The organism is Salinicola sp. CPA57, from assembly GCF_003206035.1.
Lineage (GTDB): Bacteria > Pseudomonadota > Gammaproteobacteria > Pseudomonadales > Halomonadaceae > Salinicola > Salinicola socius.
The window spans coordinates 25,505-40,098 of record NZ_PZJR01000009.1; the positions used below are offsets into that span (position 1 = coordinate 25,505).

General features: G+C 62.9%; 15 protein-coding genes. 12 read left to right on the plus strand and 3 right to left on the minus strand.

The annotated features are described in order from the left end of the window. Nucleotides 1-60: 60 nt before the first annotated feature. The 4 genes from DOM36_RS10025 to DOM36_RS10040 all read left to right on the plus strand — a co-directional run bounded on the left by DOM36_RS10025 (nucleotide 61) and on the right by DOM36_RS10040 (nucleotide 3,238). On the plus strand, nucleotides 61-942 hold the full coding sequence (locus tag DOM36_RS10025) for an alpha/beta hydrolase-fold protein (protein ID WP_157958620.1): 882 nt from the start codon (nucleotides 61-63) through the stop codon (nucleotides 940-942). Nucleotides 943-1,010: 68 nt separating this feature from the next. After that, the gene (locus tag DOM36_RS10030; RefSeq protein WP_075569993.1) at nucleotides 1,011-2,063 is read left to right on the plus strand and encodes a M4 family metallopeptidase; all 1,053 of its coding nucleotides are present in this window, start codon (nucleotides 1,011-1,013) and stop codon (nucleotides 2,061-2,063) included. Further along, nucleotides 2,060-2,404, plus strand: a complete 345-nt coding sequence (locus DOM36_RS10035; RefSeq protein ID WP_110643018.1) for a protealysin inhibitor emfourin — start codon at nucleotides 2,060-2,062, stop codon at nucleotides 2,402-2,404. The genes DOM36_RS10030 and DOM36_RS10035 overlap by 4 nt, the downstream gene beginning before the upstream one ends. 324 nt (nucleotides 2,405-2,728) lie before the next feature. After that, nucleotides 2,729-3,238, plus strand: coding sequence for a DUF3465 domain-containing protein (locus DOM36_RS10040; protein WP_110643019.1), 510 nt, complete (start codon nucleotides 2,729-2,731; stop codon nucleotides 3,236-3,238). 214 nt (nucleotides 3,239-3,452) lie between these two features. On the opposite strand, the gene DOM36_RS10045 is transcribed toward DOM36_RS10040, so the two are convergent. Next, the gene (locus DOM36_RS10045; protein ID WP_075569990.1) at nucleotides 3,453-4,187 is read right to left on the minus strand and encodes a glycosyltransferase; all 735 of its coding nucleotides are present in this window, start codon (nucleotides 4,185-4,187) and stop codon (nucleotides 3,453-3,455) included. A gap of 322 nt (nucleotides 4,188-4,509) precedes the next feature. Between DOM36_RS10045 and DOM36_RS10050 the strand changes: the two genes are divergently transcribed. The 3 genes from DOM36_RS10050 to DOM36_RS10060 are packed head-to-tail and all read left to right on the plus strand — an operon-like array spanning nucleotide 4,510 to nucleotide 6,958. Beyond that, nucleotides 4,510-5,172, plus strand: coding sequence for a response regulator transcription factor (locus DOM36_RS10050; RefSeq protein ID WP_075569989.1), 663 nt, complete (start codon nucleotides 4,510-4,512; stop codon nucleotides 5,170-5,172). Next, a complete protein-coding gene (locus tag DOM36_RS10055) occupies nucleotides 5,169-6,569 on the plus strand; it encodes an ATP-binding protein (protein ID WP_110643020.1) in 1,401 nt (466 codons plus the stop codon). Before DOM36_RS10050 ends, DOM36_RS10055 begins: the two co-directional genes overlap by 4 nt. Nucleotides 6,570-6,610: 41 nt before the next feature. After that, nucleotides 6,611-6,958, plus strand: coding sequence for a DUF2834 domain-containing protein (locus DOM36_RS10060; RefSeq protein ID WP_110643021.1), 348 nt, complete (start codon nucleotides 6,611-6,613; stop codon nucleotides 6,956-6,958). 35 nt (nucleotides 6,959-6,993) lie between these two features. Here the strand turns inward: DOM36_RS10060 and epmB are convergent, their stop codons facing one another. Next, entirely contained in the window at nucleotides 6,994-8,040 is a 1,047-nt protein-coding gene (gene epmB, locus DOM36_RS10065) for an EF-P beta-lysylation protein EpmB (RefSeq protein WP_083941736.1), read from the minus strand. 97 nt (nucleotides 8,041-8,137) lie between these two features. Between epmB and efp the strand changes: the two genes are divergently transcribed. The 3 genes from efp to epmA all read left to right on the plus strand — a co-directional run bounded on the left by efp (nucleotide 8,138) and on the right by epmA (nucleotide 10,691). Then, nucleotides 8,138-8,704 (plus strand): elongation factor P, encoded by a 567-nt coding sequence (gene efp / locus DOM36_RS10070; protein ID WP_075569986.1) that lies wholly within the window; start codon nucleotides 8,138-8,140, stop codon nucleotides 8,702-8,704. 230 nt (nucleotides 8,705-8,934) lie between these two features. Then, on the plus strand, nucleotides 8,935-9,705 hold the full coding sequence (locus tag DOM36_RS10075; protein ID WP_075569985.1) for an SDR family oxidoreductase: 771 nt from the start codon (nucleotides 8,935-8,937) through the stop codon (nucleotides 9,703-9,705). Beyond that, the gene (gene epmA, locus DOM36_RS10080) at nucleotides 9,702-10,691 is read left to right on the plus strand and encodes an EF-P lysine aminoacylase EpmA (protein ID WP_110643022.1); all 990 of its coding nucleotides are present in this window, start codon (nucleotides 9,702-9,704) and stop codon (nucleotides 10,689-10,691) included. Before DOM36_RS10075 ends, epmA begins: the two co-directional genes overlap by 4 nt. An 18-nt stretch (nucleotides 10,692-10,709) precedes the next feature. Here epmA and DOM36_RS10085 read toward each other — a convergent pair whose 3' ends face one another. Then, complete coding sequence (locus tag DOM36_RS10085; protein WP_083941734.1) at nucleotides 10,710-11,657, minus strand: LysR family transcriptional regulator; 948 nt, start codon at nucleotides 11,655-11,657, stop codon at nucleotides 10,710-10,712. Between the two features lie 217 nt (nucleotides 11,658-11,874). On the opposite strand from DOM36_RS10085, the gene DOM36_RS10090 reads away from it, so the two are divergent. Further along, the gene (locus tag DOM36_RS10090; RefSeq protein WP_198651259.1) at nucleotides 11,875-13,512 is read left to right on the plus strand and encodes an ABC transporter substrate-binding protein; all 1,638 of its coding nucleotides are present in this window, start codon (nucleotides 11,875-11,877) and stop codon (nucleotides 13,510-13,512) included. Nucleotides 13,513-13,575: 63 nt separating this feature from the next. After that, nucleotides 13,576-14,523: an ABC transporter permease gene (locus DOM36_RS10095; protein WP_110643023.1), complete on the plus strand. Its 948-nt coding sequence runs from the start codon at nucleotides 13,576-13,578 to the stop codon at nucleotides 14,521-14,523. Nucleotides 14,524-14,594: the final 71 nt, after the last annotated feature.

Consider the following 14,594-nt stretch of genomic DNA (forward strand, 5'->3'; position numbering starts at 1 on the left):
GGCTGCCTGTCATGGGCGGCCGTTTTCATTCTGCCCGCTGCCGTCGCTCAGGAGCCAACCATGACCGCCGATTCTGCGACGCAGCCCGCTGATACACGGCCCGCCGGTACACAACCCGTCATGTTGCCTGATACGCAGCAATGGGAGCTGCATGGCGAGGCCACCGGGCGCGACTATCTCATTCAGGTTTCCCTGCCCGATGCGCCGCCACCGGCCGGAGGCTATCCGGTGCTCTACGTCCTCGATGGCAATGCACGCTTTCCGCTGGCGATGGTAGGGCGCGACAGCCTGACGCTGCGAGGCCCCGACGGTGGCACCAGCCCATGGCTGATCGTAGGAATCGGTTATCCCGATACCCGTCGTTTCGACAGCAGTGCGCGCAGCGAAGACTATACGCCGGCCGTATCGAGCATGCCGGCGATCGACTCGCGTGGCCGCCCGGTCGGCGGCGCGGATCGTTTTCAGAGTTTTCTCCAGGATCAGCTGCTGCCGCAGGTCGCCGTACGATTCGATGTCGATGCTTCTCGACGCGCGCTGCTCGGGCACTCCTACGGCGGCCTGTTCGCGCTGTACACCGCATTGACCCGACCCAACCTCTTCAGCGACTACATCGCCATCAGCCCGTCGCTCTGGTGGGGAGACGGCTTCCTGTACGAGTTGCCGCCAGTCTCGGGTAACGTAAACGCCCGGGTGCTATTGGGTGCAGGCAACCAGGAACGGGGGCGCAAGCCGGCATTCGCAACGAATGCCGCCAGGCAAGGCGACGCCTCGCCGGCGATGTGCGACAACGTCGCCTGCTTCGCACGATGGCTGGAATCTCATCATCCCCAATGGACCATCGAGCACCAGTCATTCGTCGGCTCAAATCACGGCAACGTCATGTGGCCGGCGATGCAGGCGGCCTGGCGCTTCCTGGATGCGACCTCGTCCATCTCACGTTGACGAAAGGCGAAATTGCAGTGTTTGAGCCACACTAAGCGTGACCCCAATGCATCGCAGGAGACGATCGAATGGCTCCATGTCGCGACAGAGAGGCTTTCGCCAGATTCATGCCGCCCCATGTTCTCGAGCGCATCATGTCGCATGGCAGCGCGCGGCTACAGCGATGCGCGCGCATGACGCTGCAGGCCGACGCCCAGTTCCGGTTGCGCAATGCGTCTGCGCCGGCTGCGCGGCCCGCGGATAGCAGCCGACCCGGAGAAGTGGCGCGCTACATCTATACGGCGGGTAATCAGGAGGCGCTGCCCGGCAATCTGGTTCGTGAAGAGGGCGAACCGGATAGCGGTGATATCGCCGTCGATGAAGCGTATCGGTGGCTGGGCGCCACCCATCTTTTCTATTGGCAGATCCTCCAGCGTGATTCCATCGATGGCGAGGGGATGGCATTGCTCGGAACCGTTCACTACGGCGAAGACTACGACAACGCGTTCTGGAACGGTGCCCAGATGGTCTTCGGTGACGGGGACGGGGAGTTGTTCAATCGGTTCACCGTGGCGCTGGACGTCGTTGCTCATGAATTGACGCACGGCGTCATCGAACGCGAGGCCGGTCTCGTCTACGCCGATCAGTCCGGCGCGCTCAACGAGTCGCTGGCGGATGTCTTCGGCGCCCTGGTCAAGCAGCACCATTTCGAGCAGAACGTCGAGGAGGCCGACTGGCTGATCGGTGAAGGACTGCTGACCGATCGCGTCAACGGTCTCGCCCTGCGCTCCATGGCCAATCCGGGTAGCGCTTACGACGATCCGGTGCTCGGCAAGGATCCCCAGCCGGGTCACATGGACGATTTCGTGCGCACCTCCTCGGACAACGGGGGCGTGCACATCAATTCCGGTATTCCCAACCGCGCATTCTATCTTGCGGCAACTGGCCTCGGCGGCTTCGCCTGGGAAAAGGCGGGGCCGGTCTGGTTCGATGCGCTCACCGATCCACGTCTCGAGCGTGACGGTGATTTCGCCCAGTTCGCCCGACTCACGGTCGATTGCGCAGCCAAGCGCTTCGGCGCCGACAGCGAGGTGATGCAGGTCGTCAATCAGGCCTGGATCCAGGTGGGCGTTCTGTCATGAGCCACAACGGCAGGTTCGAGCTCGATTCCACCAGCGTCATTCTGGTCACCCGTGAGGGCGGGTTCGTGGTCACGCCGGGTTTGGCGGCGCCGCGGCGGATCGACTGCCGGGAGTTGAGCGCGCACCAGCGATTACGGTTGCAGACGGTGCTCGAGGAACTCGATCGCCAGCGGGGGGGCTTGCGCTCGGAGGGCGCTGACCGGCGATCCTTCCGGGTGACATTGCAGGTCCCGTCGGGGCGACCCGAAAGGGAGTGGGAGCTGGATGAGAGCGCTGCGCCTAGATCATTGATTGGGCTCTGGAAACACGGGGCCCAGGGGCTTGATGAAAGTGACGGCTAACCGGGGAGGCGTGACGAGAGCGAGTTTTTTTGTATTTGTGAGGAACTCTACCGAGGCATCGTACTCTGACCTAGTAGCCCAGGATGGGCGCACAGCGTAGGCCGGGCCTGAATTGGGTCCGGCTTCTTTTTGCCCGTCGTTTCTCCAATACCCGCCTCTCTTCTCGACTCTCACTGTCCCCGAATGCGATCCATTCTGGATGGACCCCGTCAGTGCGGGTGCTTCACGTGGGTCACACGCGGCGCCTGGCGTATCATGCGAGGGAAGCGGCGCCGATTTAACGGGTCGACGATTCGCGAACATCCCTTCACGGTAACGAAAGAAATGTCACAACGCTTCATCAAGACGCTACGTCGACCGGTCGTGGTGACACTGCTGGCCTTGGTGGTCGTCGCCCCTCTCATCACCAGACTGGCGGGCGGCTGGCTGGAGGTTGGGGGTGGCTCACCCTCGACACAACGCGTGTCCGGTTTCTCGCAGAATTCCGTGACGCAGGCAGAGGCCGCAGAAAGACTGGAGCGCGCCTTCGATACGCATGAAGAGGGATTCTGGATCGAGGCAGCCGGGCGAGTCGTTCGCGTGCTGCCGGATGATCGACAAGGCAGTCGTCATCAGCGAATCATCGTTGCACTGGAGACTGGCCAGACACTGCTGATCGCGCACAACATCGATCTCGCGCCGCGCATCGAAAACGTCGAACCCGGCGACCGTCTGCGCTTTCGAGGGGAGTATGTCTGGAACGCCCAGGGTGGGGTCATTCACTGGACCCACCACGACCCTGATGGTTCTGGCGCCGGGGGGTGGCTTGAGCATCGGGGCCGGCGTTATCGGTAAGACAGGTCGTGGAGGTGTCAGTCAAAGTGTAGGCACTGTCTGAAAAGTACTGCGCTTGCCCATGCGGCGTTAACAATCGGCTGGTGCGCCAGCCCGGTCAAGATGCTCATTTACATCCCGTAAACTGGTACGCCAGCCCGGTCCGTCTTCGGCGATTTTTGCCTTGGCTACGCGCCCCGGCCTTGCCTTCGCTCGTCGACTTTTCAGAGAGCACCTAGCGAGCGTAGCCGCGCACACGCCGTTTGCTCGATACGCGCTGCACATGCCAGCGACGGGACAGCCACCACATGCCCAGCCAGTCCCGGGCGTGCGCCGTGAGGCGGGCGGGAAGATACCAGGGCGAGAACCGGGACGACCGGGCCGCCTGACGCAGATTGACCCGATAACTGCCGATGCGGCCGCCGCCGCGTCGAATCAGTAGCGGCAGGAAACGATGCAGGCTTTCGACGGATGGCAAGGCAACCAGCACGTCGCGACGAATCAGGCGCAGGCCAGCCCTCTCGCTACCCGCCAGCTCGATCCCCAACTTCCTGGCACCGCGAAAAATGGCACGTTTCCAACGACAGCGAGGGTCGAGAGGAATGCCTTCGACCAGTGCCAGACCCTGATGCTGCGCCTGGCAGAGCATGTCGGGAATATCGTGAGGATCGTCTCGGCCTTCGGCATCGAGCGTGGCGACCCAGACGCCCCGCGCCAGATTGCCGGCCTGCCAGAATGCCGCGTCGGTGCCGATCGGCGTGGCTTGACGGTAGAGCCGAATCCGATTGTCGCCGGCGGCCAGCCGCGCCAGCTCCCCCTCGTCGTTCTCGCCCGAGGCATCGTCGATGACGATGAATTCCAGCTTCGCCGCGTGCCGCAGTGCGCTGGACGCTTCGGCCACGACGCGACCCACCTGGTGAAAGGTATCGTGGACGGTGACGACCAGTGATAGTTTGGGTAGTTCGAGCATCATGAAATCCCGTTGGTTTTCAAAGTGTCGACTTTGCTCGTCCTGTCGGAAGCACCACTATGACAGCCTATTCTTAACATCGGCTTAGTGACTGGTTTAATGATTGGCTCGGTGAGCGGCAAAGTGACGTGAGGTTCAGGCCACCATTCGTGCCGTCATTATCCGGTCAGGTCGTGACAACGGCATGGCAGCGGAGCGGGAACCAACGCTGCAGTGGCGTGGTATGGATAGGGTAGAAAATTTGAAAGCCGAGTTTCGCCAACGCCGGCGAGCGTAGGAACGATGGCGACCTTTAAGAGAGCGTGTCACAAGAGAGAGTGCCATGAGGGTAATGCTGGTTGAGGACGATCCGTTGCTGGGAGAAGGGGTCGTCGACGTGCTGCGGCGCGAGCAGATGGTGCCTGAGTGGCTCATGGAGGGCCGCGGTGTCTGCGAGGCGCTCGAAGGCTCCACCTTCGACGCCCTGATTCTGGACCTGGGGCTGCCGGACATCGACGGCTTCGAGGTGTTGAAACAGCTGCGAGAGGCGCAGAGTCAAATACCCGTGCTGGTGCTGACGGCGCGAGACGATGTCGTCAATCGGATTCGCGGGCTCGACAGTGGCGCCGACGACTATCTGATCAAACCGTTCGATAACGGCGAACTGCTGGCGCGCCTGCGGGCGCTGGTACGACGCAGCGCGGGCCGGGCTTCGCCGCAGGTCAGCTGTGGCCGGCTGACGCTGGATCCGGCAGCGCACGAGATACGCTTCGATCAGACGGTGGTGGCGCTGGGGCGTCGCGAGCACGATCTGCTGGCGTATCTGATGACGCACCCCGGACAGGTGTTCACCCGCGACCAACTGGTCGAAGTGCTTTACGGCTGGGATGCTGAAGTCGAGAGCAACGTCATCGAGGTTCACGTCCATCATCTGCGGCGCAAGTTCGGCAGCGAGGTCGTGACGACCGTGCGGAACGTCGGCTACCGGCTGGGAGTGGCGGGTTGATCTCGATCCGTCGCTATCTCAGGCGCGTTCTGCTGATTTCGGTGACGCTGATCACCTCGATCGCGGCGCTATGGAGCTATCACGACACGCGCGACCAGATCAACGAGCTGTTCGATGCGGAACTGGCCCAGACCACGCGGACGATGATCGCGCTCTACTTCGAGTATCGCGGCGACCAGGGCCGCGACCCCGAGCAGATGATCCGCGATCTGCAGATCGAGCCGGTCATGGTGCCGGATAACCCGACCGATGCGCCGACGCCATTGGGGCACCCTTATGAAAAGAAGCTTGGGTTTCAGATATGGGATGATGATGGCCACGCCCTGCTGGGCATGAGAACGCCAGGGGTGCTGGAGACGATGATTCCGGCGCCGGGCTATGCGCAGGCCGAAGGTGGCGGTCACGACTGGCGGACGTTCACGCTTTATGACGAGGTTCACGGCGTCTGGGCCAGCGCCGCGCAGCGCGATGACGTGCGCGACGAGCTGACCTGGCAGATTGCACTGCGCAATCTGATGCCGCCGGTGATTGGCGTTCTGCTGATTGCGTTGGTGATCCCCTTTGTCGTCGCACGGGGCTTTTCCCCGCTGCTGCGAATCAGCCGCCAGATCACCGCGCGTCGGCCGAGCTATCTGGAGCCCATCGATGGCAGTCAGGCGCCGGATGAAATTCGCGGCATGGTCGTCGCGCTCAATGGCCTGTTCGGGCGTCTGGCCGAAACGCTGGAAAAGGAGCGTCGCTTCACCGCCAATGCCGCCCATGAGCTGCGTACGCCGCTGGCGGCGATCAAGGTCCATGCCCAGAATCTGTTGGGTGATACCACCGAAGCGCGCTCCCAGCGCGGCGCCCGCTCGATCATCGACGGTGTCGATCGAATGACCCGCGTCGTCGAGCAGCTGCTGACGCTTTCCCGCCTCGAAAGTGGCGAGGGCCGGAACCGCCAGACAGTGGATCTGACCCGGCTGGGTCGCGAGTTGCTGCGGGACATGCAGCCGCTGGTCGATCGCCGAGACATTCGGTTCACCCAGCAGATACCGGCCGCTTCGAGCATTCTCAGCGATGAAAACGGCCTTTACGTGCTGCTGCGCAATCTGCTGGACAATGCGCTTCGTTACACCCCGGAAGGGGGCGAGGTCTGCTTGCAAATGTCGTCTGTCGAGGGAAGGCTGCAGATCGAGATCGCCGACAGCGGCCCGGGGATTCCGATCGCCGAACGGGAGCGGGTCTTCGAGCGCTTCGTGCGTCTGGCGGGGCAGCGTACCAGCGGGTCGGGCCTCGGGTTGTCGATCGTCCAGGAACTGGTCGAAAGACTGGGAGGCGACATTCGGCTCGAGGAGACGTCGCTGCCGGTCGCCAGCGGGTTGAGCGTTCATGTGAAGCTGCCACTCACGGGATGAGTGCCCTCTCCCATTTACCGAACTATCAAAGGGGATTGTCGATGCTGCGTTTTCTCGTGCCATTCGTGACGCTGATCGTCTTCATGGGATACACCATCTTCGCGATAGCGACCAGTGATCAGACGCTGGGCCAGTTCGCCGGTGATCTGATGCGTCGGCCGACCACCGCGCTGGTAGTGTTCGATGTCTATCTGGCGCTGCTCATGATCGCGACCTGGATGTTCTTCGATGCGCGCCGGCGTGGTCATGGTATCGGTTACCTGCTGGTGTTCTATGTCATCACCTTCTGTTTTGGCTCCGCCGGTCCGTTGGCGTATCTGACCCTTCGCGGCTGGCGAGACTATCGTCGGATGCGGGTCGGCAGCCGCGCGTCTGACACGACAACCTGAGGGGAGCCGAGCGAGGGCTGGATGGCGAACAAGTGTCACAGCGGGGTCTTGCTCTGCTCGCCGGGGACTTCGCGCACCAGCCGGGGCATCAGGAAACCGGCGAGACGCTGCCGCAATGTCTCCACCAACCGGCGCGCCTCGGCGTCGGGCACGTCGAAATGGGCGGCGCCCGATACCGGGTCGAGCACGTGCAGGTAATAGGGCAGGATACCCGCTTCGAACAGGCGCTCTGAAAGCGCCGCCAGTGTCTTTGCGTCGTCGTTGACCCCACGTAGCAGCACGCTCTGATTGAGCAGGGTGACACCTGCGGTCTTGAGTCGCGCGCACGCCGTGACCACGGCCTCGTCGATTTCCTGAGCATGATTGATGTGCAGGACGACCACTGTCTGCAACCGCGTGCCCTCGAGCCATTCGAGCAGCGCGTCGTCGACTCGATCCGGGATCACCACCGGCAGGCGAGTGTGAATGCGCAGCCGCTTGAGGTGGGGGATCGCGTCCAGCCGTTCGACGAGTACCGCCAATCGGCGGTCCGGCGAGGCGAGAGGGTCGCCGCCGGAGAGGATCGCTTCCTGGATCGACGTGTCTTCGCGCAGATAATCCAGCGTTCGATCCCATTCGCGCATCGACGGGGCATTGTCGGCGTAAGGGAAGTGCCGGCGGAAGCAGTAGCGGCAATTGATCGCGCAGGTGGGGCTGGCAATCAGCAGTGCTCGCCCCGGATACTTGTGAATCAGTCCCGGCTTCGGCGTGTGGTCGCGCTCTTCCAGCGGATCGTCGATGAAGCCCTGCACGGCGTGGCCCTCGGCGCGCAGGGGTAGCACCTGACGCAGCAGAGGGTCGTCGGGGTCACCGCGTCGAATACGCGAGAGATAGGCCAGCGGCACGCGCACGGGGAACAGTTCATGGCCGCGTGTGGCCGCCGACACTCGCTCGGGATCCAGTCCCAGGTGACGGCAGAGCGCGGCGGGGTCGCGGATCACCTCGCGCAGTTGCTGCTGCCAGTCGCCCGGCGGGGTATCGAATCCCGGCGCTTCGGGGACGGCCTCTTCGCAATGCACAGCGATCGGGGTTCGGGTTATCATGCTGGCCACTCGACATCAGAGCGCATGCTGTCAGGCATCGCGCGGAAATGGGGTTTTTCGTCGCGGACGGCCCGCGAACGGTTACTAGTGAGGAATCATGGCGAACTATTCTACCAACGAATTCAAGGGCGGCCTGAAAGTCATGCTGGATGGCGACCCGTGCAACATTCTCGAGAACGAATTCGTCAAGCCGGGTAAAGGCCAGGCTTTCAGTCGCGTCAAGTTGCGCAACCTGAACACCGGCCGGGTCTGGGAGCGCACGTTCAAGTCCGGCGAGTCGCTGGAAGGCGCCGACGTGATGGATCTGGACATGGAATATGTCTATACCGACGGTGACATGTGGCACTTCATGAAGACCGATGGCTCCTTCGAGCAGTATGCGGTCGACAAGAAGGCCATTGGCGATGTCGAGAAGTGGCTCAAGGAACAGGCGGTCTACACGGTAACGCTCTGGAACGATAACGCCATCTCCGTGTCACCGCCCAACTTCCTCGAGCTCGAAGTGATCGAGACCGATCCGGGCCTCAAGGGCGACACCGCCCAGGGTGGCTCCAAGCCGGCGACGCTCTCCTCGGGCGCTGTGGTGCGCGTGCCCTTGTTCATCAACCGCGGCGAGATTCTGAAGGTGGATACACGCTCCGGCGAGTACGTCTCCCGAGCTTGAGAGGTTCTTCCTGCGAGCGCTCGGAGAGAACACGGCGTTCGCGGAAGAACCTCGATATTGCTTCTTCGAAAGCCACGCCCGCGCGTGGCTTTCTTCGTTAAAGTGACCTTTCTTCGTTAAAGTAACGGTCCGAGATGGCCGGGACGACATCGACTGCCGTTCGCCGATCGCATTATGTTTGCTAGATCGTTTTCTGGATGGTTTGCCGGATCGTGAACGGGAGGCAGGGAATGGCCAGATTGACGGGGCGCAAGGCGTTGGTCACCGGCGGTGCCAGCGGCATCGGATTGGCGACGGTCGCGCGTTTTCTCGCGGAAGGCGCCGATGTCGTGATGCTGGACCGCGATGCGGAGGGGCTGGCGCGCGAGTCGACAAGGCTCGATGCGCGGTTCGAGACGCGCTGTTTCGGAGTCGAAGCCGATGTGGCCGATGCCGTCAGCGTCGCTTCTGCCGTCGAGCAGGCGCTCGCCATGGCCGGACGTATCGATATCCTGGTCAACTCGGCCGGCGTCAACGTGTTCGGCGATCCACTGTCGTTGCCGGAATCGGATTGGCGGCGCTGCCTGGCGATCAATCTGGAGGGCGCGTGGCACATGATCCAGGCCCTGTTGCCCGGCATGTTGACGGCCGGATATGGCCATATCGTCAATATCGCCTCGGTTCATGGCCACAAGATCATTCCCGGCGCTTTTCCCTATCCCATTGCCAAGCACGGCCTGATCGGGCTGACACGCTCGCTCGGCATCGAGTACGCGGATCGCGGCATCCGGGTCAACTCGGTATCGCCGGGGCTGATTCGCACGCCCGCTGCCGAGGCCTGGCTGGCGCAGTGCGACGAGCGGGAGCGCCAGCGGCAGATCGAGCTGCTGCCCTGCAAGCGGCTGGGTGACGCCGACGAAGTCGCCAATACCGCGCTGTTCCTGGCCAGTGACGAAGCGCGATTCATCAACGCCACCGATATCCTGATCGACGGTGGCCGCAGCCAGGTCTATCACTCGTGACGAATACGCCTCGGCCAGACCACTGGCCGCCCGCCGCGACGATCGAGACGCTGCGCCAGCGGGCGCGGCTGCTGGCGACGATTCGCGCCTTCTTCACGGCCCGAGACGTGCTCGAGGTGGAGACGCCGGTTCTCGGCCACGCCGGCAGCACCGATCCGCATCTCGATTCGCTCTCGCTCGAGGCGACGACGTCAGCGGGTCGCGAACGCCTGTGGTTGCAGACATCGCCCGAATTCCACATGAAGCGGCTGCTGGCGGCGGGCAGCGGGCCGATCTTCCAGCTCGCCCGCAGCTTCCGTGACGGCGAGGTGGGGCGGCGCCATAATGTCGAATTCACCATGCTCGAGTGGTACCGCCCCGGCTTTTCGCTGGCCGAGCTGATCGAGGAGTGCGAGGCGCTGATCCGAACGGTGCTGCCCGGCGATCCCGGTCCGCTGCGTCGGCGCCGCTATCGGGACCTCATGCGTGATCATCTCGATGTCGATCCTTTTCAATCGCCGCTGTCGGACTTGCGCCGACGCGCCGGTGAGATCGGCGCGCTGTCGATGGACGATGCCGACCGCGACGGCTGCCTCGACCTGCTGATGAGTCTGGTCATCGAGCCGACGCTGGGAGGCGAGGGCATCGATGTGGTGATCGACTATCCCGCCTCCCAGGCGGCGCTGGCACGCAAGCGGATCGACCCCGAGGATGGGGTCGAAGTCGCCGCGCGCTTCGAGGTCTATCTCCACGGCCTCGAACTCGCCAACGGCTACGACGAGCTGACCGATGCCGCGGAACAGGCCTCGCGGTTCGCCGCGGACAACCGGCAACGTACCGCCCTGGGCAAGCCGGCCGTCGATGTCGACCGCCGGCTGGTTGCCGCGCTCGAGCACGGCCTGCCCGCCGGCAGCGGGGTGGCGCTGGGTGTCGACCGCCTGATCCAGCTGGCGCTGGGCAAGGAATTCCTTGCCGAGGTCATGGCGTTCCCGACGCCGCGGTGTTGACCGGCCGTCTCGCTGCTGCTACTCCACCCGTCGTCGTTCACCGAAGGGCCAAAGCGTCACGATCTCTCTTAGCAGCTGCTTGGCTGCCGGCGAGAGCGGCCGCTGGCGGCGCACGATGACGTGGGACTCGGCCTCCCGGAACACCGGATGATCGATTTCCAGCGCCACCAGTTGGCCGCGTCGCAATTCGTGCAATAGCGCCACACTGCCGATGAAGGTCACGCCGTTGCCGGAACTGACGTACTGCTTCAGTGTCGCCAGGGAGTTGCTGACCAGGCTGGCATGGAAATGGCGCTTGCTCAGGACCTCCACGGCATCGATCAGTTGCCGGATACCGTAGCCGTGACCCACCAGGCCCAGGGGCCATTCGAGTATGGCGTCCAGAGCGAGCGGCTGGGGCAACCGGGTGAGCGGATGCTGGGGGTGAACGATGGCGCAGAGCGGCTGACGGACGGCGGCGACCGATTCGATACCGGCAATCAGCCGGGGCGCATAGGCAATGCCGATGTGTGCCTGGCTCTCGTAGACCTGGCGCACCACGTCGTTGACGCTGGCCAGGTTCATTTCGATGGTCAACTGCGGATGGCGGGCGCAGAAGTCGTTCATCACGCCGCTCATCAGTCGGTCGCTGTACCCCTCGCTAATCGACAGGCTGATATGGCCGCGCTGAAGGCCGTCCAGCTCGGCTAGCTGTCCGAACAGCGTCTGCTCGGCGACGTCTCGTTCCCGGTAGAAGTCGAGCAGAATGTCGCCGGCCTCGGTGGCGCGCACACCGCGACCGTGACGCTCGACCAACGTCAGGCCGAGCGCCTGTTCGAGCTGCCGGATCTGGCGGCTGATGACGGAAGGTTCGACATCCAGACGGTCCGATGCCGTGCGAATCGAGCCTGCGTCGAGCGCCTGCGAAAGGTAATAGAGCCAGCGGCTGTTCAGGTGTGTCGGGAACTTGTCGTTGTCATTGGCCACGGAGACGATTCCGAAAGGTCAGAGTGACAAAGCATGCTTTGAGTGTTGCTTTTCAAGCAACACAAACCTGTCGACGAAAGTATTGTTTTCCTCCCTAAGGGATCTACTCTCGGAGAGGAGCGACATGGGTCGGGCGATCCTGCTAGTGGAGTAACAACAACAAACGCGTCCGACCGTATCGCCAACGACAATCATAAGATCGACAACGAGGTTTCTCATGGCGACTCCCTTATCGCGTCGTTTCTCCATGGCGCGCAGCCGTCTTCTGGGTGGCATAGCGATGATGGCACTCCTCTCCACTTGCGGTGCGATCTCGTCGCTGGCTGCGGCTCCAGCGGAGGCCAGTACCCTTCGGGCTGTCATGCATTCAGGCCTGCGGGTGCTCGATCCCATCACTACTACCGCGCATATCACCCGCGATCACGGCTACATGATCTGGGATACGCTGCTGGGCATGGACGACCAGTTCCAGCCACAGCCGCAGATGGCGGACTGGTCGGTCTCCGACGATGGCATGACCTACACCTTTACCCTGCGCGATGGCTTGAAGTGGCATGACGGCGGGGAAGTGACCGCCAGCGACGCGGTGGCCTCGTTCAAGCGCTGGGCCGCGCGGGATGGCGGCGGCCAGATGCTGATGGACCATGTCGCCAGCGTCGAGGCCACCGATCCACAGACCATGACGCTGACGCTATCGTCGCCGTTTGCCTATGTGCTCGAGCTGATGGCGAAGCCTTCGTCGGTGCCGCTGTTCGTGATGCCGGCGCGTATCGCGAGCAAATCTCCCGACGAGACGCTGACGGTGGAAGATCAGGTCGGCTCGGGGCCGTTCAAGTTCGTTGCCGACGAGTACGATCCCGGTAACCGGGTCGTCTATGAGAAATTCGAAGACTACGTGCCACGTAAGGAGCCGGCCAGCTGGACCGCCGGCGGCAAGGTGGTCAACGTCGATCGAGTCGAATGGATCAACATGAGTGACGCGCAGACCGCGCTCAATGCCCTCAACTCCGGCGAGATCGACTTCCTCGAATCGCCCTCCGTCGATCTGCTGCCAGTGCTGCAGGCCAATCCTGATCTGACTATCGAGAAGATCAACGAGCTGGGTAGCCAGACCATCGGTCGCTTCAATTTCCTCTACCCTCCCTTCGACGATCCCAAGATCCGGCAAGCGGCGCTGATGGCCATGGATCAGGAAGACGTCCTGGCTTCGCTGGTCGGCAATCCGGAGTTCTATTCCACCTGTGACTCGATGTATGGCTGTCAGACGCCGCTGGCGACCGATGCCGGCGCGCCGGATTCGCTGGCGACCGGTGGCGGGACCGAGGCGGCCAAGAAGCTGCTGGAGGAGGCTGGCTACGACGGTACGCCTGTCGTGATGATGCAGCCGACCGATGCGCCCACGGTCAGCCCGCAGCCGGTGATCGCCGCGCAGTTGCTGCGCCAGGCCGGGTTCACGGTCGATCTGCAGCCGATGGACTGGCAGACGCTGGTGACGCGTCGCGCCAGCCAGCAGCCACCGTCGGAAGGCGGCTGGAACATGTTCTTTACCAACTGGTATATCCCCGAGGTATGGAATCCGCTGGTCAACCCGATGCTCAACGGTCGCGGCAAGGACGGCGGCTGGTTCGGCTGGCCGGACGACGCCGAACTCGAGTCGATGCGCAACGAGTTCGCCAAGGCCACCAGTGACGATGACCGCAAGGCGATTGCCGAGCGCATTCAGCAGCATGCCTTCGAACAGGTGACCTATATCCCGCTGGGCGAGTACTCGATCCCCGCAGCCTGGAATAACGATCTCTCCGGCATTCTGCATTCGCCGGTGCCGGTGTTCTGGAACATCACCAAGTCCGAGTGATCGAGGAGGGGCGCGACTGTCGTCGCGTCCCGTTCCTGCTGCGAACTGCAACGGAGTACGCTCATGTTCAGCTACTGTCTGCGTCGGACATTGGCGGCAGTACCGGTGATGGTGGTGGTCGCGCTGTTCGTCTTTCTGCTGCTGCGACTCTCGCCGGGTGACCCCGCTGCGATCATTGCCGGCGATATGGCTACGCCGGAGCAACTGGATCGCATCCGCGAAACCCTGGGGCTGAATCAGCCCATCTATATTCAGTTTTTCCACTGGTCCGGCGAGCTGCTGCGCGGCGATTTCGGCACGTCGTTGATGTCGAATCTTCCGGTGACGCAATTGATGGCGCAGCGTCTCGAGCCGACCGTCAGCCTGGCGCTATTGAGCATCGCGCTGTCGGTAGTCGTGGCAGTGCCGATGGGCGTCATCGCGGCCTGGAAACACGGCAGCCTGATCGATAACGCGATCATGTCCCTGTCGGTGCTGGGGTTCTCGGTACCGGTGTTCGTGACCGGCTACATCCTGATCAAGATCTTCGCCATCGATCTCGGCTGGTTGCCGGTCCAGGGCTTCAAGCGAATTTCTCAGGATGGCTTCGGACCTTTCATCCAGCATGCGATTCTCCCGGCGCTGATGCTGTCGACGATCTATATCGCGCTGATTGCGCGCATGACCCGCGCCAGCATGCTCGACGTGCTGGGTGAAGACTATGTCCGTACTGCGCACGCCAAGGGCGCCAGCGAGAAGCGGGTCCTGTTCAAGCACGCGCTGCGCAACGCCGGCGTGCCGATTCTGGAGGTGATCGGTACCGGTTTCGCGTTGATGATCACCGGCGTGGTGGTGACCGAGAGCGTGTTCAACATTCCGGGACTGGGGCGGTTGACTGTCGATGCAATCCTGTCGCGTGACTATCCAGTGATTCAGGGACTGATCCTGGTGACGAGCGGGGTCTACGTGCTGATCAACCTGGCCATCGACCTCTCCTATGCGCTGCTTGACCCGAGGATTCGCTACCAATGAACCTGTCATCCCCCGACTCCCCCGCAGCGATATCGCCACAGCGTCGATGGCGATTATGGCCAGGCCATCAT